This is a genomic window from Nocardia sp. NPDC052112, assembly GCF_040680135.1.
Classification (GTDB): Bacteria; Actinomycetota; Actinomycetes; order Mycobacteriales; family Mycobacteriaceae; genus Nocardia.
Genome location: NZ_JBFAWD010000019.1, coordinates 92588 through 118439, shown reverse-complemented (window position 1 = coordinate 118439; position 25852 = coordinate 92588). Strand labels below are relative to the sequence as shown.

27 protein-coding genes and 1 tRNA gene are annotated in these 25852 nt (G+C 65.4%); 12 read left to right on the top strand and 16 right to left on the bottom strand.

What is annotated here, in order from left to right:
- The first annotated feature begins 236 nt into the window (after nucleotides 1-236).
- Nucleotides 237-1253 carry an ATP-binding cassette domain-containing protein gene (locus AB0L58_RS31135; RefSeq protein ID WP_364392207.1) on the top strand — a complete coding sequence of 339 codons (1017 nt, stop codon included), beginning with the start codon at nucleotides 237-239 and terminating at the stop codon, nucleotides 1251-1253.
- Nucleotides 1254-1282: 29 nt separating this feature from the next.
- Nucleotides 1283-2101 (top strand): ABC transporter permease, encoded by an 819-nt coding sequence (locus AB0L58_RS31130; RefSeq protein ID WP_364392330.1) that lies wholly within the window; start codon nucleotides 1283-1285, stop codon nucleotides 2099-2101.
- Nucleotides 2102-2119: 18 nt separating this feature from the next.
- Here the strand turns inward: AB0L58_RS31130 and AB0L58_RS31125 are convergent, their stop codons facing one another.
- Complete coding sequence (locus tag AB0L58_RS31125; RefSeq protein ID WP_364392205.1) at nucleotides 2120-2332, bottom strand: hypothetical protein; 213 nt, start codon at nucleotides 2330-2332, stop codon at nucleotides 2120-2122.
- A 149-nt stretch (nucleotides 2333-2481) separates the two neighbouring features.
- Between AB0L58_RS31125 and AB0L58_RS31120 the strand changes: the two genes are divergently transcribed.
- Together AB0L58_RS31120 and AB0L58_RS31115 are read left to right on the top strand one after the other, a co-directional pair.
- The gene (locus AB0L58_RS31120) at nucleotides 2482-3009 is read left to right on the top strand and encodes a peptidylprolyl isomerase (RefSeq protein ID WP_364392203.1); all 528 of its coding nucleotides are present in this window, start codon (nucleotides 2482-2484) and stop codon (nucleotides 3007-3009) included.
- A gap of 4 nt (nucleotides 3010-3013) precedes the next feature.
- The gene (locus tag AB0L58_RS31115; RefSeq protein WP_364392201.1) at nucleotides 3014-3883 is read left to right on the top strand and encodes a rhomboid family intramembrane serine protease; all 870 of its coding nucleotides are present in this window, start codon (nucleotides 3014-3016) and stop codon (nucleotides 3881-3883) included.
- Nucleotides 3884-4101: 218 nt separating this feature from the next.
- On the opposite strand, the gene AB0L58_RS31110 is transcribed toward AB0L58_RS31115, so the two are convergent.
- Together AB0L58_RS31110 and crgA are read right to left on the bottom strand one after the other, a co-directional pair.
- Nucleotides 4102-4503, bottom strand: coding sequence for a PH domain-containing protein (locus tag AB0L58_RS31110; RefSeq protein WP_364392327.1), 402 nt, complete (start codon nucleotides 4501-4503; stop codon nucleotides 4102-4104).
- A 193-nt stretch (nucleotides 4504-4696) separates the two neighbouring features.
- Nucleotides 4697-4960: a cell division protein CrgA gene (gene crgA, locus AB0L58_RS31105; protein WP_364392325.1), complete on the bottom strand. Its 264-nt coding sequence runs from the start codon at nucleotides 4958-4960 to the stop codon at nucleotides 4697-4699.
- 205 nt (nucleotides 4961-5165) lie between these two features.
- Between crgA and AB0L58_RS31100 the strand changes: the two genes are divergently transcribed.
- The 3 genes from AB0L58_RS31100 to AB0L58_RS31090 are packed head-to-tail and all read left to right on the top strand — an operon-like array spanning nucleotide 5166 to nucleotide 6990.
- The gene (locus AB0L58_RS31100; protein WP_364392198.1) at nucleotides 5166-5810 is read left to right on the top strand and encodes an aminodeoxychorismate/anthranilate synthase component II; all 645 of its coding nucleotides are present in this window, start codon (nucleotides 5166-5168) and stop codon (nucleotides 5808-5810) included.
- Entirely contained in the window at nucleotides 5807-6493 is a 687-nt protein-coding gene (locus AB0L58_RS31095) for a dihydrofolate reductase family protein (RefSeq protein WP_364392196.1), read from the top strand. Before AB0L58_RS31100 ends, AB0L58_RS31095 begins: the two co-directional genes overlap by 4 nt.
- A gap of 26 nt (nucleotides 6494-6519) precedes the next feature.
- Nucleotides 6520-6990: a deaminase gene (locus AB0L58_RS31090; RefSeq protein WP_364392194.1), complete on the top strand. Its 471-nt coding sequence runs from the start codon at nucleotides 6520-6522 to the stop codon at nucleotides 6988-6990.
- 126 nt (nucleotides 6991-7116) lie between these two features.
- Here AB0L58_RS31090 and pknB read toward each other — a convergent pair whose 3' ends face one another.
- The 7 genes from pknB to AB0L58_RS31055 form a co-directional block, all read right to left on the bottom strand.
- A complete protein-coding gene (pknB, locus tag AB0L58_RS31085; RefSeq protein ID WP_364392192.1) occupies nucleotides 7117-9021 on the bottom strand; it encodes a Stk1 family PASTA domain-containing Ser/Thr kinase in 1905 nt (634 codons plus the stop codon).
- Nucleotides 9018-10538 (bottom strand): protein kinase, encoded by a 1521-nt coding sequence (locus AB0L58_RS31080; RefSeq protein WP_364392190.1) that lies wholly within the window; start codon nucleotides 10536-10538, stop codon nucleotides 9018-9020. The genes pknB and AB0L58_RS31080 overlap by 4 nt, the downstream gene beginning before the upstream one ends.
- Before the next feature lie 37 nt (nucleotides 10539-10575).
- The gene (locus tag AB0L58_RS31075) at nucleotides 10576-12042 is read right to left on the bottom strand and encodes a penicillin-binding protein 2 (protein ID WP_364392187.1); all 1467 of its coding nucleotides are present in this window, start codon (nucleotides 12040-12042) and stop codon (nucleotides 10576-10578) included.
- Nucleotides 12039-13514: an FtsW/RodA/SpoVE family cell cycle protein gene (locus AB0L58_RS31070; RefSeq protein WP_364392184.1), complete on the bottom strand. Its 1476-nt coding sequence runs from the start codon at nucleotides 13512-13514 to the stop codon at nucleotides 12039-12041. The genes AB0L58_RS31075 and AB0L58_RS31070 overlap by 4 nt, the downstream gene beginning before the upstream one ends.
- Nucleotides 13514-14995: a protein phosphatase 2C domain-containing protein gene (locus AB0L58_RS31065; RefSeq protein WP_364392182.1), complete on the bottom strand. Its 1482-nt coding sequence runs from the start codon at nucleotides 14993-14995 to the stop codon at nucleotides 13514-13516. Before AB0L58_RS31065 ends, AB0L58_RS31070 begins: the two co-directional genes overlap by 1 nt.
- Nucleotides 14992-15459: an FHA domain-containing protein gene (locus AB0L58_RS31060; RefSeq protein WP_014980860.1), complete on the bottom strand. Its 468-nt coding sequence runs from the start codon at nucleotides 15457-15459 to the stop codon at nucleotides 14992-14994. Before AB0L58_RS31060 ends, AB0L58_RS31065 begins: the two co-directional genes overlap by 4 nt.
- A 202-nt stretch (nucleotides 15460-15661) precedes the next feature.
- Nucleotides 15662-17071 carry a DUF3662 and FHA domain-containing protein gene (locus AB0L58_RS31055; RefSeq protein WP_364392180.1) on the bottom strand — a complete coding sequence of 470 codons (1410 nt, stop codon included), beginning with the start codon at nucleotides 17069-17071 and terminating at the stop codon, nucleotides 15662-15664.
- A gap of 224 nt (nucleotides 17072-17295) precedes the next feature.
- Here AB0L58_RS31055 and AB0L58_RS31050 point away from each other — a divergent pair.
- Nucleotides 17296-17378: transfer RNA gene (locus AB0L58_RS31050), tRNA-Leu, on the top strand.
- A gap of 462 nt (nucleotides 17379-17840) precedes the next feature.
- Here AB0L58_RS31050 and AB0L58_RS31045 read toward each other — a convergent pair.
- Together AB0L58_RS31045 and AB0L58_RS31040 are read right to left on the bottom strand one after the other, a co-directional pair.
- Nucleotides 17841-18140: a hypothetical protein gene (locus tag AB0L58_RS31045; protein WP_364392178.1), complete on the bottom strand. Its 300-nt coding sequence runs from the start codon at nucleotides 18138-18140 to the stop codon at nucleotides 17841-17843.
- Nucleotides 18134-18940, bottom strand: a complete 807-nt coding sequence (locus AB0L58_RS31040) for a cytosine permease (RefSeq protein WP_364392175.1) — start codon at nucleotides 18938-18940, stop codon at nucleotides 18134-18136. Before AB0L58_RS31040 ends, AB0L58_RS31045 begins: the two co-directional genes overlap by 7 nt.
- Here AB0L58_RS31040 and AB0L58_RS31035 point away from each other — a divergent pair.
- From AB0L58_RS31035 to AB0L58_RS31025, 3 genes are all read left to right on the top strand, one after another.
- The gene (locus AB0L58_RS31035; RefSeq protein WP_364392172.1) at nucleotides 18925-19317 is read left to right on the top strand and encodes a hypothetical protein; all 393 of its coding nucleotides are present in this window, start codon (nucleotides 18925-18927) and stop codon (nucleotides 19315-19317) included. The genes AB0L58_RS31040 and AB0L58_RS31035 overlap by 16 nt on opposite strands.
- Nucleotides 19314-20486 carry an aminoglycoside phosphotransferase family protein gene (locus AB0L58_RS31030; RefSeq protein WP_364392170.1) on the top strand — a complete coding sequence of 391 codons (1173 nt, stop codon included), beginning with the start codon at nucleotides 19314-19316 and terminating at the stop codon, nucleotides 20484-20486. The genes AB0L58_RS31035 and AB0L58_RS31030 overlap by 4 nt, the downstream gene beginning before the upstream one ends.
- 296 nt (nucleotides 20487-20782) lie before the next feature.
- Nucleotides 20783-21967: a cytochrome P450 gene (locus AB0L58_RS31025; RefSeq protein ID WP_364392167.1), complete on the top strand. Its 1185-nt coding sequence runs from the start codon at nucleotides 20783-20785 to the stop codon at nucleotides 21965-21967.
- 60 nt (nucleotides 21968-22027) lie between these two features.
- Here AB0L58_RS31025 and AB0L58_RS31020 read toward each other — a convergent pair whose 3' ends face one another.
- Genes AB0L58_RS31020 through AB0L58_RS31010 form a run of 3 tightly spaced genes read right to left on the bottom strand, consistent with a single transcriptional unit; the run spans nucleotide 22028 to nucleotide 23914 of the window.
- On the bottom strand, nucleotides 22028-22237 hold the full coding sequence (locus tag AB0L58_RS31020; protein ID WP_364392165.1) for a CDGSH iron-sulfur domain-containing protein: 210 nt from the start codon (nucleotides 22235-22237) through the stop codon (nucleotides 22028-22030).
- Nucleotides 22215-22871 (bottom strand): HemK2/MTQ2 family protein methyltransferase, encoded by a 657-nt coding sequence (locus tag AB0L58_RS31015; protein WP_364392163.1) that lies wholly within the window; start codon nucleotides 22869-22871, stop codon nucleotides 22215-22217. Before AB0L58_RS31015 ends, AB0L58_RS31020 begins: the two co-directional genes overlap by 23 nt.
- A complete protein-coding gene (locus tag AB0L58_RS31010) occupies nucleotides 22868-23914 on the bottom strand; it encodes an iron-containing redox enzyme family protein (RefSeq protein ID WP_364392161.1) in 1047 nt (348 codons plus the stop codon). The genes AB0L58_RS31015 and AB0L58_RS31010 overlap by 4 nt, the downstream gene beginning before the upstream one ends.
- A gap of 536 nt (nucleotides 23915-24450) precedes the next feature.
- Between AB0L58_RS31010 and AB0L58_RS31005 the strand changes: the two genes are divergently transcribed.
- The gene (locus tag AB0L58_RS31005) at nucleotides 24451-25356 is read left to right on the top strand and encodes a DMT family transporter (RefSeq protein WP_364392159.1); all 906 of its coding nucleotides are present in this window, start codon (nucleotides 24451-24453) and stop codon (nucleotides 25354-25356) included.
- On the opposite strand, the gene AB0L58_RS31000 is transcribed toward AB0L58_RS31005, so the two are convergent.
- Complete coding sequence (locus AB0L58_RS31000) at nucleotides 25350-25820, bottom strand: hypothetical protein (RefSeq protein WP_364392157.1); 471 nt, start codon at nucleotides 25818-25820, stop codon at nucleotides 25350-25352. The genes AB0L58_RS31005 and AB0L58_RS31000 overlap by 7 nt on opposite strands.
- Nucleotides 25821-25852 lie beyond the last annotated feature (32 nt).

Here is a 25852-nt window from a genome sequence, read left to right as displayed (position 1 = left end):
TACCCGCGATCGGCTAGGTAGCGGGCGGGATGATCGAACCGGTCGCATCCCGGACCGGCACCCCCGAGCACCGCCCGGAACGGGATGCGGCCGTTTTGTGTTCGATCGCAACTCGCACCCGTCGATCTCCGACAAAGCCCAGGTCGACGAAAAATGACCGGAAATTGTCGGTGCCCAGGGCAATACTGACTCGAGTAATGGTCACCTCGCCCGCGCGAGCGAACCTCAGGAGAAGTATGCCCGACGCAATTGTCGCCGAGGGTCTGGTCAAGAGATATGGCCAGTTGGTCGCCCTCGATGGACTCGACCTGATGGTGCCCGAGGGCACCGTCACCGCATTGCTCGGACCCAATGGTGCGGGCAAGACCACCACGGTCCGGGTCTTCACCACCCTGCTCATCCCGGATGCCGGCCGCGCGACCGTCGCGGGAATCGACGTGCTCCGCAATCCACAGGCCCTGCGCTCACGCATCGGCGCATCCGGGCAATATGCCGCCGTCGACGAATATCTCACCGGATTCGAAAACCTGGAGATGGTCGGTCGGCTCTATCACATGGGCGTGCAACGCAGTAAGGAGCGCGCGCGGGAACTGCTCGAGCGCTTCCGGCTCAGCGATGCCGCCGACCGGCCGGTCAAGGGCTATTCGGGCGGTATGCGCCGACGGCTCGACTTGGCCGGCGCGCTGGTGGCCAATCCACCGGTGCTCTTCCTCGACGAGCCGACCACCGGACTCGATCCGCGTGCGCGCCTCGACCTCTGGGATGTCATCGAGGAACTGGTGGCCGGGGGCACCACCCTCTTGCTCACCACGCAGTACATGGAGGAGGCCGACCGACTGGCCGATGCCATCGCGGTGATCGACCACGGCAAGGTGATCGCCCGCGGCACCGCGGATGAACTCAAGACCCTGGTCGGCGGAGACCGCATCGAACTCACCGTCGACCACGCCGACAATCTCACGACCGCCCAGGAGGCACTGCAGGGTTTGGCGGACGGGGAGATCCATCTCGAACCCGGACTGCGACGGATCACCGTTCCGGTCAGCGACGGGTCGCAGGCGCTCGTCGATGCCATCGGCAGGCTGACCACCCACAATGTGCAGATCCACGATGTCGGTCTGCGTCGTCCATCACTGGACGATGTCTTCCTCACGCTGACCGGTCACGAGGCCGAGGAATTGGTCAATGGCGATGGTCGCGGTGGTGACAAGGCCGCGGATCGGCTCGAAGTAACGGAAGGACACAAGCGATGACCGCGGCGACTATGGACACCAGAATCCGCATGCCGCTCGGCGAACGCCTCGCCATCGTCTGCACCGACAGCGTGACCATTGCGAAGCGGAATGTCATCAAGATCAAGCGCGTACCCGACGTGCTGATCTTCTCGACGCTGTCGCCGATCATGTTCGTGCTGCTGTTCGCCTATATCTTCGGCTCGGCGATCGAGGTGCCCGGCATGTCGGGCGGCTACCGAGAGTTCCTGATCGCGGGCATCTTCGCGCAGTCGGTGGTGTTCGGCGCGACGTTCACCGGATTGGGCCTGGCCGAGGATATGCAGAAGGGCATTATCGACCGGTTCCGCTCGCTGCCGATGGCGCCGTCGGCCGTGCTGGTCGGGCGCACGATCAGCGATGTGGTGATCAATGTGGTCAGCCTGGTGGTGATGTCGCTGACCGGTTATGTCGTCGGCTGGCGGATTCGCGGATCATTGCTCGACGCGGTACTCGCCTACGTGCTGTTGCTGCTGTTCGCGTACGCGATCTCCTGGATCATGGCCGTGGTCGGCCTGCTGGTCCGCGCGCCCGAGGTCTTCAACAACGCCAGCTTCATGGTGATCTTCCCGCTGACATTCCTGGCCAATACCTTCGTGCCGCTCGAGAATCTGCCGACGGCGCTGCGGGTATTCGCCGAATGGAATCCGGTCTCGGCGGTCACCCAGGCGACCCGCGATCTGTTCGGCAATACCAGTCCGATGGCGCCGAAATCGGACGCCTGGTCCATGCAGCATCCGGTGGTCACCACGCTGGCCTGGGTGGTCATCATCCTGCTGGTGTTCGTCCCGCTGGCGCTGCGGCAGTACAAGCGCACCGTCAGCCGCTGACCGGCGCCGAGCGGCCCGTCAGCGACCGTTGTCGGCGCCGGCGCCCGCCAAGGGGTTCGGCGCCGAACCGTTGCGGGAGTATCCGATTCGCGGCGGCGCCGGTGCGGGCTCCGGCGGTTGTGGGCGCTTGCTGCGGGCCAACCAGGCCACTCCACCGGCCAGCGCGACGGCGATCGCGGCGATCAGTCGGTTACGAGAACGTGTGGAGGTGAGTAGGCGCCCCAGGGTCATTCGACAACTGTGGCACATACCCGCGCATCGCGCAGTAGCTGCAGATCACCGCCGCCGGTTGTGGCAGGACCGCCAGGGCGGCGCGAGCTTACGGCGCGCCAAGACACCGGCGCGGCAAGAGCGTGTCGCGCGATGGATAGCATGGCGGGGTGACCTCACCGAATCAGACCGCCGTGGCCACGTTGCACACCAACCACGGCGATATCAAGATCTCGCTCTTCGGTAACCACGCGCCGAAGACGGTGCGGAACTTCATCGGCCTGGCCGACGGATCAGCACCGTACAAGACGGAGAACGCCAGCGGCGGCACCTCCGGTCCGTTCTACGACGGCGTGAGCTTCCACCGGGTGATCGACGGGTTCATGATTCAAGGTGGTGACCCGACCGGCACCGGACGCGGTGGACCCGGCTACGAATTCGGCGACGAATTCCATCCGGAGCTGCGCTTCGATCGCGGCTACCTGCTGGCGATGGCGAATGCCGGACCGGGCACCAATGGTTCACAGTTCTTCGTCACCGTCCGCCCACAGCCGCATCTCAATCGCAAGCACACCATCTTCGGGGAGGTCGTCGACCCCGATTCGCGCAAGGTCGTCGACGCCATCGCGACCACGCCGACCGATCGCAACGACCGTCCCAAGGAAGCCGTCACCATTTCCAAGATCACCATCGAATAGTCCGATGAATGCTCAACCGCCCGCACCGACCTGCGTCCGCCACCCCAATCGCCCTACGGGCCTGGCCTGCACAAGGTGCGGGCGGCCCGCCTGTCCGGAATGTCTGCGACCCGCGGCGGTCGGACAGCACTGTGTCGACTGCATCCGTCAGGGGCAGCGTGAGGTCCGGCCGGTGCGAACCGTCGCCGGTGCGCAGACCGCGCGGACCCCGATTCCGTATGTCACCTATGCACTGATCGCGCTGAATACGATCGTCTTCGCGGTCACCGCGGGCCAATCGAAGAGTCTGGTGGAGAACACCGGGCATTCCGCCCTGTACATCGACTGGGTGCTGTACCCGCCCGCGGTGGCGCACGGTCAGTACGTGCGGCTGATCGGATCCGGTTTCCTGCACTACGGTCCGATCCACCTGTTGCTCAATATGTTCGCGCTGTATGTGGTCGGCCGCAGTATCGAGCCGGTGCTCGGGCGGGTGCGCTATCTGGTGGTCTACCTGGTGTCACTGCTCGGCGGTTCGGCCGCCGTGATGGTTTTCGCCGAGGACAGCCTGACCGCGGGCGCGTCGTGCGCGGTGTACGGACTGTTCGGCGCGATCACCGTGGTCCTGATCCGAGTGCGGCAGAATCCGAATCAGATGTTGATCCTCATCGGCATCAATGTCTTCATCAGCTTTTCGCTGCCCGGTATCTCATTGGCCGGACACCTCGGCGGACTCGCCGCGGGCACCCTCGCCGCCCTCGGCATTCTGTTCCTGCCCGAGTGGTTGCGCGCGAAATCCCAAGAGAACGCCCGGCTGATCGGCTGGGCGGCGGTTGCCGCGGTCGCGGTGGCGGCTCTCGCCGTCATCGTCGCCGCGGCGATATCAATCAAGTGAAGCATCTACCGCATTGAATCCTCTCCTACCGGAAGGTGGGAGATTCCTGGCTCATGCTGCCCTCTCGCTCGGCGAGCGTTTGGGTCTTCCGCAATCAGCACCAGCAGGGTTGAAACCAACCCTGTAGCACCGCACAAATCCTCGCCTGTAGTGTCGCGGGGAACAATGCGATGGATGCTTCACGTGAAACGTTGCCGCCGCGCATATTCGGTGCGCGGCTACTGCGCCAGTCCGTGTGCGACAAGGGATTCGAAGACCTCGTCCGGGCTGGCGCCGAGGTCCCAGCGGCCGAAGATCAGCAGGCGTTCGTCGCCGTGGTGCTCGACGTCGATTTCGAGCATTGGATTCTTGCGGCCGAGGCGGCGATAGCCGACGACGCGAGCGCGCAGGATCTGATCGCGGGTGTATTCGGTCGGTCCGGTGAGGGTACGAACCACCAGCCGCGGCTGCGGGTCCGCGGTAATGCTCAGGCGCGGGCGCTGTCGGTATCCGAGTCCAGCCAAGGCGAGCAGGCCGACCGCCGCCAATCCGATGAGCAGCCGGCTCGGTCCGTCCTTGGCCAGGATGGCGGCACCGGCCAGCACCACGCCGCCGATGGTGACCGCGATGAGCGCGGCCATCGGCGTGGTCCAACTGGTGCGTGGTTCGGGAAGCGGATCAGGCGAATCGGATTCGGGATCCACGTGTCACTTTCCCCAATCGTTCCTCGAGTTGTCCACACGGTTATCCACAGGTGTGCATGAATGACACGTCTGTAATCCCACCGTTAGCGAATGTCTGCGGGTCGCTCGAAACAGCCAGCTATGGCGCGGGTCAACGCCACCGCATAGTCATGATCAGACCGATGACCATCAGTCCGAAGCCGATCAGGAAGTTCCACGCCCCGAGATCCGCCATCCAGGTGATCTTGTCGTTGGCCAGGTAGTAGACGAGCAGCCAGACCAGCCCGGCCAGCATGAAGCCGAGCATGATCACGACGTACCAGACCGGAGACGGTCCGGCCTTCACCTTGACCGGTGTGCGGCTGGCGGGATTGATCGTGTAGTCGGTCTTCTTACGGACCTTGGACTTGGGCATGTCGTCCTCGTGTTCGGCGTTCAGGTCGGGTACCGGCGGGCGGGATTCGGTTGAATTATGGCCGAGCTCGCGCACCACAGAACCCGCTCCGGCGGGCGCCGAGACGGTCCGGGTGAGGGCTCAGGTCCCCTCCGGTCTGCCTCTAGGCTATCCCAACTGGTAATGCGCGCGACGGTCCGCCGGGTCGCCACGTAATCTCGACAGCATGCGTGTACTGGTCGTCGATAACTACGACAGCTTCGTGTTCAACCTGGTGCAGTACCTCGGCCAGTTGGGTGCCGAGGCCGTGGTCTGGCGCAATGACGACCCGAAATTGGCCGATCCGGACGCGGTCGTCACCGAATACGACGGCATTCTGATCAGCCCCGGTCCTGGTACTCCGGATCGGGCGGGTGCGAGCATCGATCTGGTGCACGCCTGCGCGCGGCACAGCATTCCGCTGCTCGGGGTATGCCTCGGCCATCAGGCCATCGGCGAGGCCTTCGCTGGGACCGTGACGCGCGCGCCGGAGCTGCTGCACGGCAAGACCAGCTCGGTATTCCATCTGGGGACTGGCGTGCTGGCCGGCCTGCCCGACCCGTTCACCGCCACCCGATACCACTCGCTCACCGTCCTCGAACACACGTTGCCCGCAGAGATCGAGGTGATCGGGCGAACCGAGTCCGGGATCGTCATGGCCATGCGGCATCGGACCCTGCCGATCCATGGCGTGCAGTTCCATCCGGAATCGGTGCTGACCCAGGGCGGTCACCGGATGTTGGCGAATTGGATGGAGGTATGCGGCGAGCGTCCGTCCGAGGGGCTGGTCGAGATGCTGGAGGCGGAGGTTGCGGCACTGGTGACCCAGTGACGCGACGCCCCTACGTCCTGCTGTCCGTCGCGGTCAGTGTCGACGGATATATCGACGATGCGAGTCCGGCGCGGCTGAAGCTGTCCAATGCCGCGGATTTCGACCGGGTGGATCAGGTGCGCGCCGACTCCGACGCGATCCTGATCGGTGCGGAGACACTGCGACGCGACAATCCACGGTTGCTTGTCGACAGCGCGGACCGGCGGGCCGCGCGCATCGCGGCCGGAAAACCGGAGTACCCGTTGAAGATCGCCGTGAGCGCGCGCGGTGATCTGGATCCCGAGCTGCGGTTCTGGCACCACGGCGGCGAGAAGCTCGTCTACACCACACATACCGGTGTGGCGAAGCTAGGCGATCGGTTGGCGGGTCTGGCGCAGGTGGTTGCGCTCGGTCCCGATATCGACCTGGGTGCGTTGCTCGACGATCTCGGCCACCGCGGCATCGCCCGGCTGATGGTGGAGGGCGGCACGCGGATTCACACCCAGTTTCTCGCGGCGGATCTGGCCGACGAGTTGCAGATGGCGGTCGCGCCGATCGTCGTCGGGCATGCGGCGGCGCCGCGCTTTCTCGGCCCGGCCGCCTACCCGGCCCGCCGGATGCACTTGGCCGATGTCAGTCAGATCGGTGATGTCGCGCTGCTGCGCTACCTGCCCCGACAAACGGCGGTGCGTGATGACCGCTGAGTGTCGCCGACCGCGGAGGCTTCACGATGGCGGCTGACCGGACTGATATCCAATTCATGCGCCGGGCAATCGAACTGGCGCGGCTGTGCCCGCCCAGCCCGACCGCATTCTCGGTCGGTGCGGTCATCGTTGCCGATGGTGTCGTGATCTCGACCGGCTACTCGCGCGAGACCGACGTCAAGGTTCATGCCGAGGAATCCGCGCTCGACAAGCTCGACGCCGACGATCCTCGGCTGACGGGTGCGACGATCTACAGCACCCTGGAACCGTGTTCGCAACGCGCCACCGCGACTCGGCTACCGTGCTCCGACCGAATTCTGCGGGCCGGGATACCGCGCGTCGTCATCGCCTGGCGGGAGCCGGCGACGTTCGTCACCGATTGCGTCGGGGTCGAGCAATTGCGGCAGCACGGCGTCGAGGTGGTCGAGCTGGCGGAACTGGCCGAGGAGGCGATGTCGATGAATCGCCACCTGGATCTCGGTCCTCCGCGCATTTAGGCGCCTCACCTAGGTGCCGCGAGAGCGGCGCCGGCGGCTCAGCGTCACAGCGTGCGTGAGTTGGCCCGTACCCGGCGAGTTACCCATGTGCTCATGAGATCACCTGTGCTGATGTACCGGCCGCCGTCACGGCGGACCAAGTACGTAGGTGGTGATCGATACCGTTCCGTTCTTCGCGATCGCCGATCCGGCCGCGGGTTGCTGGCTCACGATCCGGCCGACGCTGTTCGTATCGAAGGTGCCCTGGGCGGATTGGCTGATCTGTGCCGATGTACCGGTCCATCCCGCCTGCCGCAGCTTGTCCACCGCCTGTGCCGCGGTCAAGCCGATCAGGCTCGGCATGGTGATATCGCCGCTGGAGACCTGCACTGTGACCGTCGACCCCTTGTCCGCGGTGGTGCCGCCCGCCGGGTTCGTCGCGATCACCTCACCCTTGGGCTTCGAGGACGGCACCTCCTGGATGGTGATCTTGAACCCGGCGCTGTCCACCAGATTCGGCTGCGCGACGCTGATGTCCTGACCGACCACATTCGGCACCCGGATCTGTTCCGGCCCGGAGCCGAGGATCACGACGATGGCTCGGTCGATGTCGACACGGGAGCCTGCCGACGGATCGGTGCCGATCACCTTGTCCGTCTCCTGCGCACTCGACGGCTTGCGTTGCACATTCGGATCCATCCGCAAACCGCTGGCGTTCAGTTGCTGTTCGGCCTGCTCTTGGGTCATGCCGTCGAGCCGGGGAATCTGTACCTGCGCCGGTCCGGTGGAGACCTGCACGGTAATCGTGCTGCCCTTGTCGACCCGGGATCCGCCCAGCGGCTGAGTGGAGATGACATTGCCGGTGCCGACCTTGTTATCCGGCTTCTGCTGGATGGCAACCGTGAAGCCGAGCTTCTGCAGCGAGTCCTGAGCTTGTTGCGCCGATTTGTTCGACAGGTCGGGTATGGCGATCTGATCCGGGCGCGCGCCCGGTCCGATCAATACCCAGAACAGCGCGAACGCGACGATGACCGCCGCGGCGGCACCGAGCGCGATGTAGAGATTGCGGCGCGGACTCGCCGGTTCGGCGCGTTCCTGCTCGGCGGTGTCGTCATTGCGTTCGACGGTGCGGAAGTTGCGCGGCGCCGGTTCGTTGGAGCCGAGGATGGTGGTGCGGTCCTCGTCGGTCATCACCATCGGTGCGCTCGGCTTCTGTCCGCCGAGCACCCGGATCAGATCGGCGCGCATTTCGGCGGCCGTCTGGTAGCGGTTGGCCGGATTCTTGCTCATCGCCTTGAGCACGACGGAATCCAACTCGCGTGGCACCCCGTTGTGTACATGCGAAGGCAGCCGCGGATCCTCCCGAACGTGCTGGTAGGCCACCGCGATCGGCGAGTCGCCGGTGAAAGGCGGCTCACCGGTGAGGATTTCGAACAGCACACAGCCGACGGAGTACACGTCCGAGCGGGCATCGACGGTCTCACCGCGTGCCTGTTCCGGCGAAAGATACTGCGCGGTACCGATGACGGCCGCGGTCTGGGTCATCGGATTGGAGCTGTCGGCGATCGCGCGCGCGATGCCGAAGTCCATCACCTTCACCGCACCGGCCCGGTTGATCATGATGTTGGCGGGCTTCATATCGCGGTGCACGATTCCGGCCTTATGGCTGAAATCCAGTGCCGCGCAGACGTCGGCGACGACTTCCATGGCCCGTCGCGGCGGCAACGGGCCCTTGCCGCGCACGATGTCGCGCAGCGTGTCACCGTCGACGTACTCCATCACAATGTAGGGCAGCGGGCCGCCGTCCACCTCGGCCTCGCCGGTGTCGTATACCGCGACGATGGCCGGATGGTTCAGTGCTGCCGCGTTCTGTGCCTCGCGCTTGAAGCGCAGATAGAACGTCGGGTCGCGGGCCAGGTCAGCGCGCAGCACCTTGATCGCCACATCCCGACTGAGCCGTAGATCGCGCGCCTTGTGGACTTCGGACATGCCGCCGAACCCGATGATCTCACCCAGCTCGTAGCGGGAGGAGAGATTCTTCGGGGTCGTCATGGTTGTCCTTGCGGAGTAGCAGCGCCTGGAGTGGCCGAGGGTCCTCGGGCACCGGGACTATCCGGAAATGGTAAATCGAGCGTAGGGAACCACGAGCCTCTGGTGGTGGTGGATGGACTCGTTGTTTTCGACGACTTCGTCGTGGTCGGCGCTGTGGTGCTCGGCGTCGTCGTCGGCGGCTGCGTTGTCGTCGTCGGTTCCACGGTCGGCGGGGGCGGGGCCGGTCTTGTCGTGGTGACGACGGTCGTCGGCGGCTCGGTTGTTGTCGTCGTCGGCGGCGGTGTGGTGACCGGCGGCGGAACGACCACCTTTGTGGTGGTGGTCGGACGCACGGTGTCCGGATTGGTATCGCCGCCGAAGAGCAGCCACAAGACGAGACCGACGAGTAGCACCGCGCCGACCGCGACCGCCGCGCCGACCTTCTGGCCGGTGGTGAACTTCGAGGTCTCCGGACCGGGCACCGGGTTGGCGCGGGGGGCGCCGGAACTCATCACGGTTCTGGGCGCGGCAGGCGATTGTCTTGTCGAACCGGCGCCCGCCACGCCCATCGGGCTGGCCGGGGTGTTGTACCGGACCGTCGGGCCCTCGTGGTCGTGCGACGGCAGCATCACCGTCGGACCGGGCGGTAGCACCCGGGTCGCACCGGTCGCCATCGGTCCGCCGGTGGTGACCGGTGGTGGTGGGCGGCGTCCGGCGCGCACAGCGGCAACCGCGTCGGCGAATTCGCCGCCGCTGGCGTAGCGCAGGGTCGGATCCTTGCCCATGGTGATCTCGATCAGCTCGCGCACATTGGGCGGCAGATCGGACGGCATCGGCGGCGGGGCCTCGCGCACATGTTTCATCGCGACAGTGATCGCACCGTCGCCGCTGAACGGCCGCTGCCCGGCCAGTGCTTCATAGCCGACCACACCGAGTGCGTACACATCGCTGGCGGCTGTCGCGTCCTCGCCGACCGCCTGCTCCGGCGCGATGTATTGAGCGGTGCCCATCACCATGCCGGTCTTGGTCACCGGGGACGCGTCGACCGCCTTGGCGATGCCGAAATCGGTGATCTTCACCTGGCCGGTAGGCGTGACGAGGATATTGCCGGGCTTCACGTCCCGGTGCACGACGCCGGCGGCGTGCGCGACCTCGAGTGCGCGGCCGGTCTGCTCCAGCATGTCCAGACCCTGGACCACCGAAAGTCGACCGAGCCGATTCAACACCGTATTGAGCGGTTCGCCCTGCACCAATTCCATGACCAGATAGGCGGTTTCCCCGCCGTGCGGATCCATGGTCTCGCCGTAGTCATAGATTCCGGCGATGCCCGGGTGATTCAGCTGGGCCGTGGTCTTGGCCTCACTGCGGAACCGGTGCCGGAAGGTCGGGTCGGCCGAGAACTCGGATTTGAGCACCTTCACCGCCACCCGGCGGTCCAGCCGGGTGTCGAGTGCCTCCCACACCTGACCCATACCGCCCGTGGCGATCAGGCGTTGCAGCCGATATCGGTCGGCGATCATCGCGCCGTTGTTCAGCATCCCGGCCCCCGTACATCCACTCGCACGTTCATATCTCTCAGCGCCCTCGCAAACCGGCATCCAAGACCGCGCGGGCAATCGGCGCGGCCACTGAGCCACCGGTCGCGGCCAACGCCCGGTCGCCGCCGTTCTCCACGATCACCGCGATGGCGATCTTGGGGTTCTGCGCGGGCGCGAAGGCGATGTACCAGGCGTGTGGTGGCGTATTGCGCGGATTGCTTCCGTGTTCGGCGGTTCCGGTCTTAGAGGCGATTTGATACCGGGTCTGGCCGTGTCCGACGGTGTTGTCCTCCGACGCGATCATCAGGTTGGTCAGCGTTGACGCTACCTGGGCGCTGACAGCTTGGCCGACCGAGACCGGTTTATTTTTCGAGAGCTCGCTCAGATCAGGTCCCTGCAGTTGGTCGACCAGGTACGGCTCCATGCGCACGCCGCCGTTGGCGATGGTCGCGGCGATGACCGCATTGTCCAATGGGGTGAGCGCGACATCGCGCTGGCCGATGCTGCTCTGGGCCAATGCGGCATTGTCCGGAATCGTGCCGACGGTGCTCTCCGCCACCGGAATCGGAATGTTGCGGTGCTGGCCGATGCCGAAGGCGGCGGCCTCGTCCTTCAGGTTCGAGGAGCCGACCTTCAGGCCGAGTTCGACGAATGCGGTATTGCAAGATCTGCGGAACGCCTCGGTGAGCGTCGCGGTGGGGCCGCTGCCGCAGGTGGTGCCGTTGTAGTTCTCCAGCGTTGTGGTGGTACCCGGCAACGTGATGTTCGGCGCCGCGGTGAACTGGTCGTCCGGGGTTGCGGTGCCGTTGGCCAATGCGGCGGCGGTGACGACCACCTTGAAGGTGGAGCCCGGCGGATATGTCTGCGACACAGCACGATTCAACATGGGTTGGCGCTGGTCCGCACTCAGCTCTTCCCAAGATTTCGTGCCCTGGGCGCCATCGTGCCCGGACAACAGGTTCGGATCGTAGCTGGGGGTGGACACCATGGTGAGAATCTTGCCCGTACTCGGCTCGATCGCCACCACGGAACCGGTATAGCCCTTGGAGGTCAGTTGCTCGTAGGCGACCTGCTGCATCATCGGATCCAGCGTGGTGAGCACATTGCCGCCGCGTGGATCACGACCGGAGATCATATCGATCAGGCGGCGTCCGAACAGCGCATTGTCCGAACCGTTGAGCACGGTATCTTCGGCGCGTTCCAGCCCCGTGCTGCCGTACTGCATCGAGTAGAAGCCGGTGGCCGGTGCGTACGCCTCCGGATCGGTGGGGTAGGTGCGCAGGTACTTGTAGCGGTCGTCGGTGGCGACCGAACTGGCCAGCACCGTGCCACCCGCGGAGATCTGCCCGCGCTGGCGCGCGTATTCGTCGAGTAGCACGCGTGAGTTGCGTGGATCGGTGCGGTAGTCGTCGGCCTTGATCACCTGCACATAGGTGGCATTGAGCAGTAGTGCGACGATCATGAGCATCACCGCGACCGCGACCCGTCGTAGCGGTGTGTTCATTCCTGCGGCCTCGCTTCCGGTTTGCGCAGAAGCTCGGTGGTCGCATCCGCGATCGGGGCCACCGGATCCTTCTTGCGCACCGGCGCCGGGGCACGTGCCGCGTCGGAGACCTTGATCAGCAATGCCAACAGCGCGTAGTTGGCCAGCAGTGACGAACCACCGTAGGACATGAACGGGGTGGTCAGACCGGTCAGCGGAATCAGTTTGGTGACACCGCCGACCACCACGAACAGCTGGATGGCGATGGTGAACGACAACCCGGCGGCCAGCAGCTTGCCGAAACTGTCACGCACAGCGAGCGCGGTCCGCAGCCCGCGCACCACGAACACCAGGAACAGCAGCAGCACCGCCGCGAGTCCGAACAGGCCGAGTTCTTCGCCGATGGTGGTGATGATGAAGTCGGTCTTGGCGAAGGGCACCTGCGAGGGCCGTCCGCTGCCGAGGCCGGTACCCGCCAAACCGCCGGTGGCCAGGCCGAACAGCGACTGCGAGATCTGGTAGCCGGTGTTGTTGTAGTCCGCGAACGGATGCAGCCAGGTCTGGGTGCGTACCCGCACATGGCTGAAGGCCTGGTAGGCGAAGAAAAATCCGATGATCAGCAGTCCGCCGCCGATGACGAGCCACCCGACCCGCTCGGTCGCGATGTAGAGCATCACCAGCACCGTGCTGAAGATCAACAGCGAAGTGCCCAGGTCTTTTTCGAAGACCAGCACGCCGATGCAGACGATCCAGACCACCAGAATCGGACCGAGGTCGCGGGCGCGCGGGAACTCCATGCCGAGGAAATGCCGACCCGCCGCGGTGAACAGATCGCGCTTGGCGACCAGCACCGAGGCGAAGAAGATGATCAGCAGGATCTTCGCGAATTCACCCGGCTGCACACTCAATCCGGGCAGCCTGATCCAGATCTTGGAGCCGTTGGTCTCCGAATACGCCCCCGGCAGCAATGCCGGAATCGCCAGCGCGACAAGGCCGATCAGCCCTAGGGTGTAGCTGTAGCGGGCCGGCGTGCGGTAATCGCGCAGCACGACCAGGAGCGTGATGAAAATGATCATCCCCAGCCCGGTCCACAGGATCTGTTGATTGGCGTCGGAGGAGGGGATCGGCCACGAGTTGTAGGCGGCTGTCTGGGCATCGGCGAGATCGAGCCGATGGATCAGTACCAAGCCGAGTCCGTTCAGCAGCGCGGCGATCGGTAAGAGCAGTGGATCGGCGAACGGTGCGAAGCGCCGCACCGCGAGATGCGCCACCGCGAACAAGGCCAGATAGGCGAGACCGTACTTGGCGATATCCCAGGTGACCGATTGTTCCTGACTCGCCTCGACCAGGAACAGCGAAACGGTGACGATGCCCGTCGCACCGGCGAGCAAGATGAGTTCGGCATTGCGCTTTGTCGACGGCGGTGGCGCGGGCGCGAATCCACCGGGCGGACTGGGAAACGCCCCAGCGGACGGCGGTGCCGGAGCGGACATCAGTCCGTCACCCGGCAAGGCTCCCCCGCCGTCTGGGGGTTCGGCGACACCGTCGCCGGGGTCTTGACTTCGGGGCTCTTCGTCTCGGCCGGCTGCTGTTCAGGGGCGGGCGGCCGGTTTTCGGTGGTCGGCACGACCGTCGTCGGCACGGGTACACCGGGCTGGGTGGGCGGTTCGCTCGGCGGCACGACGCCGGGCTGCGGCACCGACTCCTTGGACGGGCAGACGGGCAGCAGTTCATTGCGCGCCAGCATCTGCATCTGCTTGCGCGCCTCGTCCAGCGAACCGGGCGGCAGTCCCTTGTCAACCTGGTCGTGTCCGGTCTGCTTGAGATCGGACACCTTGAGCGCCCTGCATTTCGGCGGCAGCGTCTCGTCCGGCTGCTTCAGGGTGAGGGCGCCGGTCGGATCGACACAGCCGATCGTCTCGACCTCGTGGATCGAATACCCCAGCACCGAACCCGGCAGCCCGCGCATGATGACGACCTTGTCGTTATCTGCGCCGACGTAGTAGTTGCTGCGAATCATCGTGTAGCCGACCAGCAGGCCGACAACCGCGGCCACCACCAGGGCGGCCGCGAGCAGGATCCAGCGCAACTTATGTGATTTGCGCTGTGGCGGCGTCTCCGGTGTGGGGGCGGCCCTGCGCGGTTCGGCCCGCGGCGGACGCATCGCGGCGGCTCGACCGGCCGCGGTATTCGGCGGCGGGGTGTCTTCGTCCTGGCCCGAGGCCGCACCCGCCACGATCGGATGGCTCTGCCCGTAGTCCAGATCGATGACATCGGCGACGACCACGGTGACGTTGTCCGGACCGCCGCTGCGCAAGGCGAGCTCGATGAGCCGGTCGGCACATTCGTCGGTGCTGCCCTCACGCATGGTGTTGGCGATGGTCTCATCGCTGACCACATCGGAGAGCCCGTCGGAGCACAGCAGGTAGCGATCGCCGGCGCGGGCCTCACGCATGATCAGCGTCGGTTCGATCTCGTTGCCGGTGAGGGCACGCATGATCAGCGAGCGCTGCGGATGGGTATGCGCCTGCTCGGGCGTGATCCGGCCTTCGTCCACCAGCGACTGGACGAAGGTGTCGTCGCGGGTGATCTGGGCCAGTTCGCCGCCGCGCAGCAGATAAGCGCGCGAGTCACCGATGTGGACCAGGCCGAGCTTCTTGCCCGCGAACAGGATCGCCGTGAGCGTGGTGCCCATGCCGTCGAGTTCGGGTTCTTCCTCGACGTGGTCGGCAATGGCGGCGTTGCCCTCGTGGACGGCGGTATTGAGCTTGCCGAGCAGGTCGTCGCCGGGCTCGTCGTCGTCCAGATGGGCGAGCGCGGCGATCATCAACTGCGACGCGACCTCGCCTGCGGCGTGGCCGCCCATACCGTCGGCTAGTGCGAGTAGCCGTGCACCCGCATAGACGGAGTCCTCGTTGTTGCCTCGGACAAGACCGCGGTCGCTGCGCGCTGCGTAGCGGAGAACAAGTGTCACGATCGCAGCTCGATCACTGTTTTGCCGACACGGACAGGGGTGCCGAGTGGAACTCGGACTGCGGTGGTGACTTTCGCGCGGTCGAGGTAGGTGCCGTTCGTCGAGCCGAGGTCTTCGACGTACCAGTCGTCACCGCGCGGTGAGAGCCGCGCATGTCTGGTCGACGCGTAATCATCGGTGAGTACCAGCGTTGAGTCGTCCGCACGTCCGATCAGCACCGGTTGGGTGCCGAGCGAAATGCGAGTGCCGGCGAGTGAACCTTGAGTCACCACAAGAAATTTGGCGCCCTTCTGGCCTCGGCTGAAAGACGGCAGCACCGCGGAACCGCGTGCGGCCCTGGGCTGGATCCGGATGCCGGATGCCGCGTAGATGTCGCTGCGCAGGGTGCGCAATACCGCCCACACGAATAACCACAACAGCAGCAGGAACCCCGCACGGGTCAATTGCAGGATAAGTCCCTGCACGGCGCTCCACCTCCTGTTCGACCGTGTACGTCGGTGCCCGTAGGTGCGAGTTCGCCCCCACCGGCTTGCTGGTTTCGCGAGCCCCGGTCCTGGCGACGCGCGTGTGTTGGCAGCATCATAGGGCCGTGGGTCGAGTTCGATCACGATACGGCCGCAGAATCCCTCTACGCCATCTCGTGACCTGCATCGCGAGCTTACGGGATCAGACGATACGGATCAGGATCTCGGAGTGCCCGGCGCGGATAACGTCGCCGTCGGCCAACTGCCAGTCCTGAACCGGGGAGCCGTTGACGAGCGTGCCGTTGGTCGAACCCAGATCCGAGAGCATCGCGGTCTGCCCGTCCCAGCGAACTTCGATATGCCTGCGGGAAACCCCGGTATCCGGCAGCCGGAAGTGTGCGTCCTGACCGCGGCCGATGATGTTGCTGCCCTCGCGGAGCTGGTAGGTGCGGCCGCTGCCGTCGTCGAGCTGCAGCGTGGCGGAATAGCCCGAACCGGCTTGTGCGCCACCGCCATACGCGGGGGCCTGGTAGGCGCCGCCCTGCGCGCCGTAGCCGGGCTGTTGCGAGTAGGCCTGACCGTAGCTGCCCTGCTCCTCGGGCGCGGCATAGCCCTGTTCGCCGTAACCCGGTTCCGCGTAACCCTGTTCGCCGTAGCCGGACTGTGCGTAGCCCTGCTGGCCGTAACCCGGCTGCTGACCGTAACCGCCCTGGTCAGCGTAGCCCTGCTCGCCGTAGCCGGACTGTCCGTAGCCTTGCTGACCGTAGCCACCTTGGTCGCCGTAGCCCTGGCCGTAACCGGGCTCCTGGTAGCCCTGCTGGCCATAGTCCTGGTCGGCGTAGCCACCCTGCTGCTGGCCGTAGCCGCCCCGCTCGCCGTAGCCCTGGCCGTAACCGGGCTCCTGGTAGGCCTGCTGCCCGTAGCCCTGGCCGCCCTGCTGGTAGTCGTAGCCGTTCTGGTAGTCGCCGTAACCCTGCTGCGAGTCCGGCGCCTGGTAGTCGGAGCCACCGCCGTAGGGCGCGCCGCCCCGGCCGTAGTCGTCGCGGTACGCACCGTTCGGCGGTCCTGGCCGCCCCGCAGGCGGCGGTGCGTACCCGCGGTTGCGTGGATCGGACTCCGCGGGCTCACGGCTTGGGTCGTAGCCTGAGTTCTGCGTCATGGGGCCAGCTCCTGGTTGCGGGTGTGCAGGTCGTTGTGGCGTGGGTTCGGGGCTGCGAGCCGCGGTGGCTCTGCGGCCGATGTCGGGATCGACCCGACCGCTCGCTCTGAACTGTCCGGTGTGCAGCGTAGGTGATGCCTCGAATGCCACGTGTACTTCGCCGTAGGTCTGCCAGCCTTGCTCGCGGATGTAGTCCTGAAGGTGTTTGGCGAACGCGCGGGTGGTGAGGTCGTGGTCGGCGTCGAGTTGTTGGTGATCAGAGGTGTTGAGAGTGATCACATAACTGTTGGGCGCCAACAGATGTCCGCCACCCAGATCCTGGATATTGTCGGCGGCCTCCTGCTTGAGTGCCGCTTCCACCTCCTGGGGAACGACACTGCCCCCGAAGGCTCTGGCGAACACGTCACCGACGGCGCCTTGCAGGCGACGCTCGAATCGAGAAACGATGCCCATCTCGGCCTCCCTTCGGTGAGCGTCTGTGTTGATTCATAACAACGACACACGAATATGGCGTGTCGCGTATCGACCACGTTCATTGCATGATATCCACGATCGTCCACACCTGTAACTCCCGGAAGCCCCCCTGGGTTCCCGTGCCGTTCCGGACTGCCCTCGAGTGCCGCTAACAGGCGATTTCGTGTCTCACCGACCCGCGTGATACTGTCTCTCAGTCGCTCGGGCGAGTGGCGGAATGGCAGACGCGCTGGCTTCAGGTGCCAGTGTCCTTCGGGACGTGGGGGTTCAAGTCCCCCTTCGCCCACAGATGTAGTGCGGTAAAGCCGCAGGTTCGCGTATGTTCTGCGAGCCTGCGGCTTTTTCGTCGATCAGCTCTGTTGACTCGCATATCGACGGAGACGGGTTTGACCTGTCTTGGTGTCGGTGTTCCCCCTTGGGATGGGTTCCATTTCGGTTTGGCTGTGTGTGGTTTCCCCTGTGCGGCAGTGGTTTTGGCGAGTGCCACGGATATGTCAGGGGGATTGGGATGCTGCGGTGCAGGGGTTCGTAACACGCCTGACCCCCTGCCTCGGCGGGCGGGTGAGGTACTGGCACGGGCGTCTGACCGCAGTGACGGGTAGGCCGATACGCTATCCGGTCTGAAGCGCTACAGCTGCGACGGGCAGGTCATCGCCCGCGGGGTCGGTGAACCAGGCGATCAGCAACGTCTCGGCCGCCTCGGTGTTGTTCACCGAGAATCCACTGCACGCGCTGCTGTCGGCAAGCATCAGTCGCCCGGGTTTTCCTGCGCCTGCGGTGCGACGACGAAGGTACCTTGCCCGTTCGGGTCGAGTCCGGTGTCGAGGATCTTGTCGTCCAGGTAGGCGGCCGCCTCCTGGTCCAGGAAAACCCGTGATCCTTCGGCGGTCAGGACCTGGTCTTGCTCGGCCGGTGCCGCGGCAACCGCGAGCTGCAGCGTCTCGGCGCCGTCCGCGGTGAAGATTCGCAGCCCGGCATCCTGCGGCATCCCATCCGTGGACGTGATACTGCGAACGGCTTCGATAGCAGTGGGGGTGAGCATCAACATGTGTCTGTTTCCTTTCCTTTCCCGCTGTCGTGACAGCCGGCCTGATAGTCGGCGAACTCGAATTCCGCAGGAGGGTTCCCGACGCGATCTCCTCGGCATCGCCAACCAGCACCGGCGTTCTCGACCGAGTAGCCATCGGCTGCTTTGCGAAACCTCTCGTCGGGACCGCCCCGATCCGACTGGCGATTCACGCGCCGGTGCGGCGAGTGGCGGCCAGGACGGTCAGGACGCCGTAGACGCGGCCGGCTACCGGGCTGCCCGACAACCAGGAGAAGTCGGTGTTGCCCGAGGCTTTTCGCCATCGGCAGCTGCATGGCGGGGACCACGCCGTACTGCCAGGACCAGCTGGCGAGCAGTCCGGCGGCCAGGCTCACCAGACCGCACGCGTTGAACTTCCCGTAGATCGATGTCGCGCCGTCGCGGTAGAGGTCCGGGATCGAGAGGGTGCGGCGGCGCACCAGGAAGTAGTCGACGAGCAGGATGGACATCCATGGGCTGATCCACATCAGGATCGACACCATCCAGTTGTCGAAGGCGTGCGCGAAACTCGACGAGTCGATGAACATCGTGACGCGCTGCACCCAGGCCGCACAATCCAACAGGTTTGTGTCGTCGCCAGACGGTCGGGACATGAGGATGCCGGTGCGGGGTCCGGGCCGCACCGCAGGCGTGGGCAGGGTGATGCCGCAACTGCCGAGGTAGCTGAGCACCATGGTGGTGCGCAGGACGGCGATGTTGGCACTATCGTACCAATCCGGGTCGGCCTGGAGGTCGGCTGTGCTCGGTGGGATACGGCGCACGGTTGGGCACGATCATGCACGGTCCGATCGCCACCAACATCCTCAACCTCTACTCATGCTCGCTGGCCGCGCTGACCATCGGCATCCGCATCGCCCGATGGAAGATCACCCTGTTTGCCGGTGTGGTGGCCTCCGCGGTCCTGGCGGACCTCGGCTATCGGAGGAGTGCGGCCGCACCCGTGACGGTGGTTGAGCGGTGGCACTCCATCGATCATCCGAGCGGGTCGAGCCGTACCCCGGAACTGAGCTCGCTGCGGCAATCACATTGCACTACAACCATTTCGACGATCTGGGTTACTGTCCTGCGGACCCGCGCGCTGGCGATCCAGTTGCTCGGGCGGTCATGTCGTACTCCGGAATCGAGGCAAAGCGAATGAACCACAAGCTCTGGTTGCTCGGACGGTCTGCCACGGTCGGCGCTCACATTCTCGGTGAGAAGTTGTTTCGGCCGAAAGCCCGGGACGTCGCGGACGTGCCGGTGTCCGGTGAGACGCTGACCCCGCAGTGGCTGACGGCCGTCCTGTGCCGCGATGTCCCCGAGGCCGAGGTGCTGTCGTTCGAAACCTTGAACGGCAGCCGCGGAACATCCACTCGTGTCGCGATTCGCGTCGTCTATAACGAGGCGGGCGAGCGGGCAAGCTTGCCGACAGATCTCTTCGCGAAGACCACGACGGCCTTCTCGCAACGCATCCTGCTCGGTGGCGGGAAGATGATCGACGGTGAGACCCGGTTCTTCAGGGATTTTCGCCCCCAGGCCGACATCGAGGCTCCGTTCGGCTACTGGGGTGCCGCCGACCCGGCGTCCTGGCGATCGATCGCCCTGATGGAAGACATCGTCTCGACCCGTGGTGCGCAGTTCATCGAGCCGACCGCCCCGATCGCCCGTGACCAGATCGAAGACTTGGTGCGCAATCTCGCCCGGCTCCACCGCACCTTCTGGAACCACCCGTCGATCACGGACCTCAAGACCACGACCGAGGCACTCCAGGCGTACCTTGCCGCCATCGACATGAAAAAGCGTTGCGAGGTCGGCCTGCGCCGCGCCGGGGAGGTGATTCCCGAGGTACTGCACGGCCAGAGCGAACGACTGTGGGCCGGTGTCGATCGAGCGATCGACAAGGCGACGAACGAGTTGCCCCAGACCCTGCTGCACGGTGACCCGCACATCGGACAGACATACCGAACCGGTACAGGGCGAATGGGATTCGTCGACTGGCAGGTCGTGATGCGGGGAGGTTGGGCGCACGACTTCGCCTACACCGTCAACTCGGGCTGCGAGCCGGAGGACCGGCGTGCCTGGGACCGGGAACTGTTGGCGGCCTACCTGGACGAACTCGGGACTCTCGGCGGCCAGGCGCCATCCTTCGACGACGCATGGCTGGCCTATCGGCAACAGTCCATGTTCGCTTACGCGGCATGGGCGTTCACCATCGGCAGGGCGGCCTATCAACCCGAGATGCAGCCTGTCGACACCTGCTTGACGCTGTTGAAGCGGATCACCACGGCCATCGACGATCACGATTCGCTCGACGCCCTCGGTGTCTGACACCGAGTTTCCTCCGCCCGATCGCGTCGCGCTGGACCGAAAAACATGCTGCGGAGCCTATTTTCATGTTCGTTGATGATTGTCGTCCATGGGCGCTATACCATCGACCGGTTCCGGCGCAGACCGACTCGCTTCCGTGCAGGTGTTCGGGCAGGGAGCGGTAGTTCAGCAGTCAAGTAGTGCATACGAATCCGTTTGGAGTTTTGCCCTTGAGTTTGCCGCAATCCCAGGCTCCCGCTCAGTCGTGTCCAGTCGTCCACGGCTCGCCGACCGATTCCGACGACCCGCGGGTGCCCATGTACGCGCCCGAGTTCGCGGCCGATCCACATCATGCCTATCGCGAAATGCGCAGGCGCTACGGATCTTTGGCACCGATCGAGTTGGCGCCCGGCGTACCGGCAACCTTGGTGATCGGCTACGGCACCGCGGTGCGGATCCTCAATGATCCCGAACACTTCCCCGCCGACCCCCGGGCCTGGCAGAAGGACATTCCCGCGGACTGCCCCATCCTTCCCCTGCTGGAGTGGCGGCCCATGGCCAGTCGCAGCACCGGGGCCGACTTCACCCGCTACCGAGGGGCGATCACCGCCAGCATCGACGAGATCGACCTGTATGCCCTGCACGCGGTCGTGGAGGGGCTCGCAATCCCGCTGATCAACTCCTTCTGCCAGGACGGCTCCGCCGACCTGATCCGCCAGTACGTGTTCCCGTTGGTCTTCGAAGTGGTGAACTACCTGCTCGGCTGTCCGCCGGAGATCGGCGGGCAGGTCGCCGCCGGTACGGCTGCCCTGCTCGAGGGTGTCGACGCCGAGAAGGGCAATCAAATGCTCGGGGAGGCGCTGATGAGCCTGGTGGCACTCAAACGCGCCGAGCCCCAACGTGACATCACCTCGGTGCTGCTCCAGCACCCCGCCCAGCTGGACGACGTAGAAGCCTCGCACCACGTGTCACAGGTCTACGGCACCGGTATCGAATTCGAGCTGAATCTGATCGCGAACACCTTGCTGCTGATCCTCACCGACGAGCGCTTCGGTGAAAGCTTCCTCGGCGGCAACCTGTCCTCCCGCGATGCCCTCGACGAGGTCTTGTTCAACGACCCGCCGCTGGCGAACCTGCTGATCACCTACCCCCGCCACCCGATCCTCATCGACGACGTGTGGCTGCCCGCACACCAGCCCGTCGTCATCAGCATGGCCGCCTGCAACAACGACCCCGCGATCCGCACCGGCGACCTGACCGGCAACCGCTCGCATTTGGCCTGGGGACTCGGCCCGCACGCCTGTCCGGCGCGCACCCTCGCCTACCTGATCGCGCAAGAGGCCATCGACCAACTTCTCGACGCACTGCCGGAGATCGAACTCGACCTGCCGAATCGCACACCCGGCTGGCGACCAGGCCCCTTCCACCGGGCGCTGACCGAATTGCCGGTCACCTTCCCGCCCATCGCTCCACTGGAATACCAGGGGCAGTCCTCCCACTGACTGTCGGATAACCGCGAAACGAGCCCGCACCGATAACGGCAGCAGCACTGAACCGCCATGTCAGGGTTCACATCGTCGGTGCTTGCGGTGACTGGTGTCGCACCAGGGGTAGGTCGTCGAACGGCGGCACAAACAGAGCGCTATGACGACCCGGTCGCAGTGAATGGTCCGTCCGTCCGGGGTGACGAGTTCGACCGGACCCTCGATGAGGGCGGGGCCGTCGCCCGTCAGCCGGATCCGTCGGGGTTCATGGTCGGGGTTTGTCGGCACGGATCACCACCAGATCTTCGCGGTTCTGGCCGGGCTCGATCAGCCCGGTCGCGGTCAGCCACGGGGTCAGCTCGCGCATGATGGGACCGAACGGCACCGACGAGCGCGCCACGATGGCGGCTTTGAGACCGCCGTCGCGGAGCTGAGCGAGGGTCGTGTCGGGATGGCACAGCCCCGAATGCACGGTCAGCGCGATCCCGCCGGGTTCGAGTAGGCGCGGCATCATCGCGCACAGTCGATCCAGAATGGCCCGTCCCTTTTCGCCCGCGTTCCAGGCTCGGGCGCTGCCGCGGTCCGGGGCGCTTCCCGGCGCCGGAACGTAGGGCGGGTTGGCCAGGACCAGATCGAAGCGATCGGCACCGAGTGTCGCCTCGAAGTCGCCGTGTAGGGCGCGCACGGTCAGGCCACGCAGCCGACAGTTCAACCATGCGGTGGCCACCGCGCTGCGGGAAACGTCGACGGCGGTGACGGCGCGGGCGCCGTGTCGGGCGGCGGCGACGGCAAGCGCCCCGGTGCCGGTGCAGATATCCAGTGCGTGACCGCCGCGTGGGATGCTCGCCTGCGACAGTGCGCGGATGAGCAGCCGCGTATCGTGCTGGGGTCGATAGACGCCGGGCGCGCGGACCAACATCATGTTCTCCGGATTGTCCGCTCGGACCGTCCTAAACATCGGCGCCCAGCGGGCAGCGGACCGGTCCGCAACGAGCTGCGTCCGGCACGCCAGGCACTGAGGATGTGGTCGGCGAAGCGGTCCTCCAACAGATTCGTGGCCTGGATGCCGAGGACCATGGACTTCGTCAGCGCGGGTTCCTGCGCGATCAGGTCACCGATCACATCGGTGCGCAGCAACTGCTCGTGCACCGCATCGGCTTCGACGTGTTCCTGGTAGAACCGCACGCAGGCCGGGGCCGCGTCGAGCCGGCGCAGGGCGTCGACGAGGCGTGCCGACGCCGGTGACGAGGTGATTTCGACGGTCGCGAAATGTCCGACGAGCGCACCGCGCAGCGACCGATGCAAGCCGAACAGCGACATCATGTTCACCAGGGAAAGCATCGGTTCCGGGACGGCGTCGAGGTAATGCAGATATCCGGCCTCGAGGTCGGCGCCTGCCATCAGCTCGGCATACAGTCGCGAGTGGACGCGCTCACCGCGGCCGCCGCCGAATTCGTCGAATTCCACCGCGACGAAGGCCGCTTTGGCATGTCCGCGCAGGCGCGGGATCGCCCATGCATAGGGGTCGGCCTCCTTGTGGTGATAGATCGACCTGTGCACGAAATATTCGCGCATTTGCCACCAGCGGCCCTCGTCTCGGAGGTAGTAGGACGGACCGGTGGATTCGATCGGCGTCACCAGAAGTGCGTCGAGTTCCGATTCGAGATCATCGCCTCCGGATACATCCGCGCGCATCGCGTCCAGAAACGCGGTCTCCATAGCGGCGCGCAGGGTCAGTAATCCGGGATCCCATTCCCATTCGGGGGCCACCGCCGCGAATCCGTGATAGTGCAGCTCGTAGCAGGTGTGTAGAGCCAGCTGCAGATCCTCGCTGTACGGATCGAGCGACCGGGCCGGTGGCACTGGTTTGCCAGGTGTTGCTCGCAGCACCTGCGTCACCGCCTCGGACAGGGTGCCGCGTGGGTGTGGCAGGGTGCGAGGTCGGATATCCGTCGGGACGGTCATATCTGTCCATAATCCCCTTGACCTCGTGTGATATCCAGCAAAGTCGGATGCGGACCGTGCTGGGACGACGGGGTCGCGTGCCGTCACCTGGTCGAATAGTCGATCACGCATAGGAAATGCCGCAAGTTTGCCAGAGATTTTTTCGGCTGTGCATTTTCATTCGGGGCCGAGATGTGGCGGCCGTATGTGACCGGCTAGCTGACCGAGCACCAGCCCGAGGCGACCCCATGCGCAACTGGCGAACTCGGCGGTTGTCGCCGTCATCGGTCCGATTCTGGCCGCCGCACTCGGCGCAGGTCGCGGAGCCAGCGGTGACTGAGAGCCCGCGCTGAACGCGACAGAAAATCGAATGACTGCTTGCCCGGCGGTCCTTAATATCGGGCGGGTGCACCGATGGCTCCCGATTTCCCCGCCGCCAGTCTCCTGAGCGAGGTGTAGGACCACGCGTCCCATCAGGTGATGCGCCGCTCTGGTATCGGTTGTGCACCTCGCTTCCGCGACCTCAATCCATTTCTGTCGCAGGAGCACGAATTTCCATGTCCACATCCATGGCCAGCCGATCCGGGTTGGTCTGCCTTGTCGGCGCCGGGCTGTCGGCGGGGACCGGCGGTTTGATCGGTACCCTGCTGCATCGTGCGACCGGTCTTTCGCCGGTATCCGTCGCCGCCTGTCGACTCGCCGCCGGCGGGCTGTTGCTGATCGCGCTGCTGGCCGTGACCCGACGGCCATTGCCGCGCAACACCGCGGCCTGGCGCAGGATCGGTGCGGTCGCAGTCCTTGTCGCAATCATCCAGGCGAGCTATTTCGGGGCGGTCGCGGCGTCGTCGGTGAGCCTGGCAACGCTGATCACCCTTGGCATGTCACCGGTGGTCGTCTCGCTGCTGGAACATCTGACCGGCAGGCGGATTCTGGACCGTCGGCATGCGGCGACGATCGGAATCGCTGTGTTCGGGGTGGTCCTGTTGGTCGGCGCGCCCGCCGACGACACGGCGATCGGCGCGATATTCGCTGGTGCGGCAATGGCATTGGTATCCGCCTGTGCCTTCGCGACACTGACCCTGATCAGTGCTCGTCCGGTGCCTGGACTCGACGCGATCACCACAACAGGATTCGCCGTGACCGGTGGCGCCGTGCTGTTGCTGCCACTCGCGGCAATATCCGGGCTCACCTTCCAGCCGACGCCACACCACGTTGTGCTGGTCATCGTGTTCGGGCTGATATCCACCGCAATGCCATACACGCTGTACCTGCGCGGTCTTGCGGAGGTCGGTGCGGGCACAGCCGCGGTGCTCGCGCTCCTCGAACCGCTGACCGGCGCGATATCGGCTGCCGCGATACTCGGTGAACGGCTGACACCGACCGGTCTGGTCGGCGCGGCATTGCTGACCGCCGCACTCATCCGCACCAGCCGGCAACCGCAGACCAGCGAGGCGGTTCAGTAGTTCGGCGCTCGTAGCTCGACGCCGCTGCTGGCCAGGACGGTGGCGAGTTGGTGCCAGCGGCGGTGGCGGTGGCGAAACATCAGGTGGGCGAAGATGCGGGTTGCGGCGCCGCGCAACCCGGGCTCGATTTCGATTTCGTCGGTGTAGCGGCAGCGGGATTCGGTGATCGGCTCGAAGGTGAGGCGGTGGTTCCAGGTGCGGACCGGGCCGCCCCATTCGTTGGTGTAGATCTCGCGGGCATCCAGTCGCACCAGACGCAGGTGATGGCGCCAGGACGGGATGATGCCGAACCACCACAGCCGGGCGGAACCCTCGACGCCCGGTTCGACGCGGTCCGGAATTCGCAGTTGTGGCACCGAAAGGATCGGTGCCACAACGTAGGCGAACAACTCCGGTGTCCGTGCCAGTGCGCACGCCACCTCGGCGCCGATAGACAGCTCGATAGTTAGGGTTACCTTACTCATACGTGCATGATGGTCCTCGACGCCGTTGCCCG

Excerpts from the sequence above, each read along its gene's own strand:
- AB0L58_RS31135 (WP_364392207.1), top strand. The coding sequence starts at position 237 with ATGCCCGACGCAATTGTCGCCGAGGGTCTGGTCAAGAGATATGGCCAG.
- AB0L58_RS31130 (WP_364392330.1), top strand. The coding sequence starts at position 1,283 with ATGCCGCTCGGCGAACGCCTCGCCATCGTCTGCACCGACAGCGTGACC.
- AB0L58_RS31125 (WP_364392205.1), bottom strand. The coding sequence starts at position 2,332 with ATGACCCTGGGGCGCCTACTCACCTCCACACGTTCTCGTAACCGACTG.
- AB0L58_RS31115 (WP_364392201.1), top strand. The coding sequence starts at position 3,014 with ATGAATGCTCAACCGCCCGCACCGACCTGCGTCCGCCACCCCAATCGC.
- AB0L58_RS31110 (WP_364392327.1), bottom strand. The coding sequence starts at position 4,503 with ATGGCCGCGCTCATCGCGGTCACCATCGGCGGCGTGGTGCTGGCCGGT.
- crgA (WP_364392325.1), bottom strand. The coding sequence starts at position 4,960 with ATGCCCAAGTCCAAGGTCCGTAAGAAGACCGACTACACGATCAATCCC.
- AB0L58_RS31100 (WP_364392198.1), top strand. The coding sequence starts at position 5,166 with ATGCGTGTACTGGTCGTCGATAACTACGACAGCTTCGTGTTCAACCTG.
- AB0L58_RS31090 (WP_364392194.1), top strand. The coding sequence starts at position 6,520 with ATGGCGGCTGACCGGACTGATATCCAATTCATGCGCCGGGCAATCGAA.
- pknB (WP_364392192.1), bottom strand. The coding sequence starts at position 9,021 with ATGACGACCCCGAAGAATCTCTCCTCCCGCTACGAGCTGGGTGAGATC.
- AB0L58_RS31080 (WP_364392190.1), bottom strand. The coding sequence starts at position 10,538 with ATGCTGAACAACGGCGCGATGATCGCCGACCGATATCGGCTGCAACGC.
- AB0L58_RS31075 (WP_364392187.1), bottom strand. The coding sequence starts at position 12,042 with ATGAACACACCGCTACGACGGGTCGCGGTCGCGGTGATGCTCATGATC.
- AB0L58_RS31070 (WP_364392184.1), bottom strand. The coding sequence starts at position 13,514 with ATGTCCGCTCCGGCACCGCCGTCCGCTGGGGCGTTTCCCAGTCCGCCC.
- AB0L58_RS31055 (WP_364392180.1), bottom strand. The coding sequence starts at position 17,071 with ATGGGCATCGTTTCTCGATTCGAGCGTCGCCTGCAAGGCGCCGTCGGT.
- AB0L58_RS31045 (WP_364392178.1), bottom strand. The coding sequence starts at position 18,140 with ATGTTGATGCTCACCCCCACTGCTATCGAAGCCGTTCGCAGTATCACG.
- AB0L58_RS31030 (WP_364392170.1), top strand. The coding sequence starts at position 19,314 with ATGAACCACAAGCTCTGGTTGCTCGGACGGTCTGCCACGGTCGGCGCT.
- AB0L58_RS31025 (WP_364392167.1), top strand. The coding sequence starts at position 20,783 with ATGTACGCGCCCGAGTTCGCGGCCGATCCACATCATGCCTATCGCGAA.
- AB0L58_RS31015 (WP_364392163.1), bottom strand. The coding sequence starts at position 22,871 with ATGATGTTGGTCCGCGCGCCCGGCGTCTATCGACCCCAGCACGATACG.
- AB0L58_RS31010 (WP_364392161.1), bottom strand. The coding sequence starts at position 23,914 with ATGACCGTCCCGACGGATATCCGACCTCGCACCCTGCCACACCCACGC.
- AB0L58_RS31005 (WP_364392159.1), top strand. The coding sequence starts at position 24,451 with ATGTCCACATCCATGGCCAGCCGATCCGGGTTGGTCTGCCTTGTCGGC.
- AB0L58_RS31000 (WP_364392157.1), bottom strand. The coding sequence starts at position 25,820 with ATGAGTAAGGTAACCCTAACTATCGAGCTGTCTATCGGCGCCGAGGTG.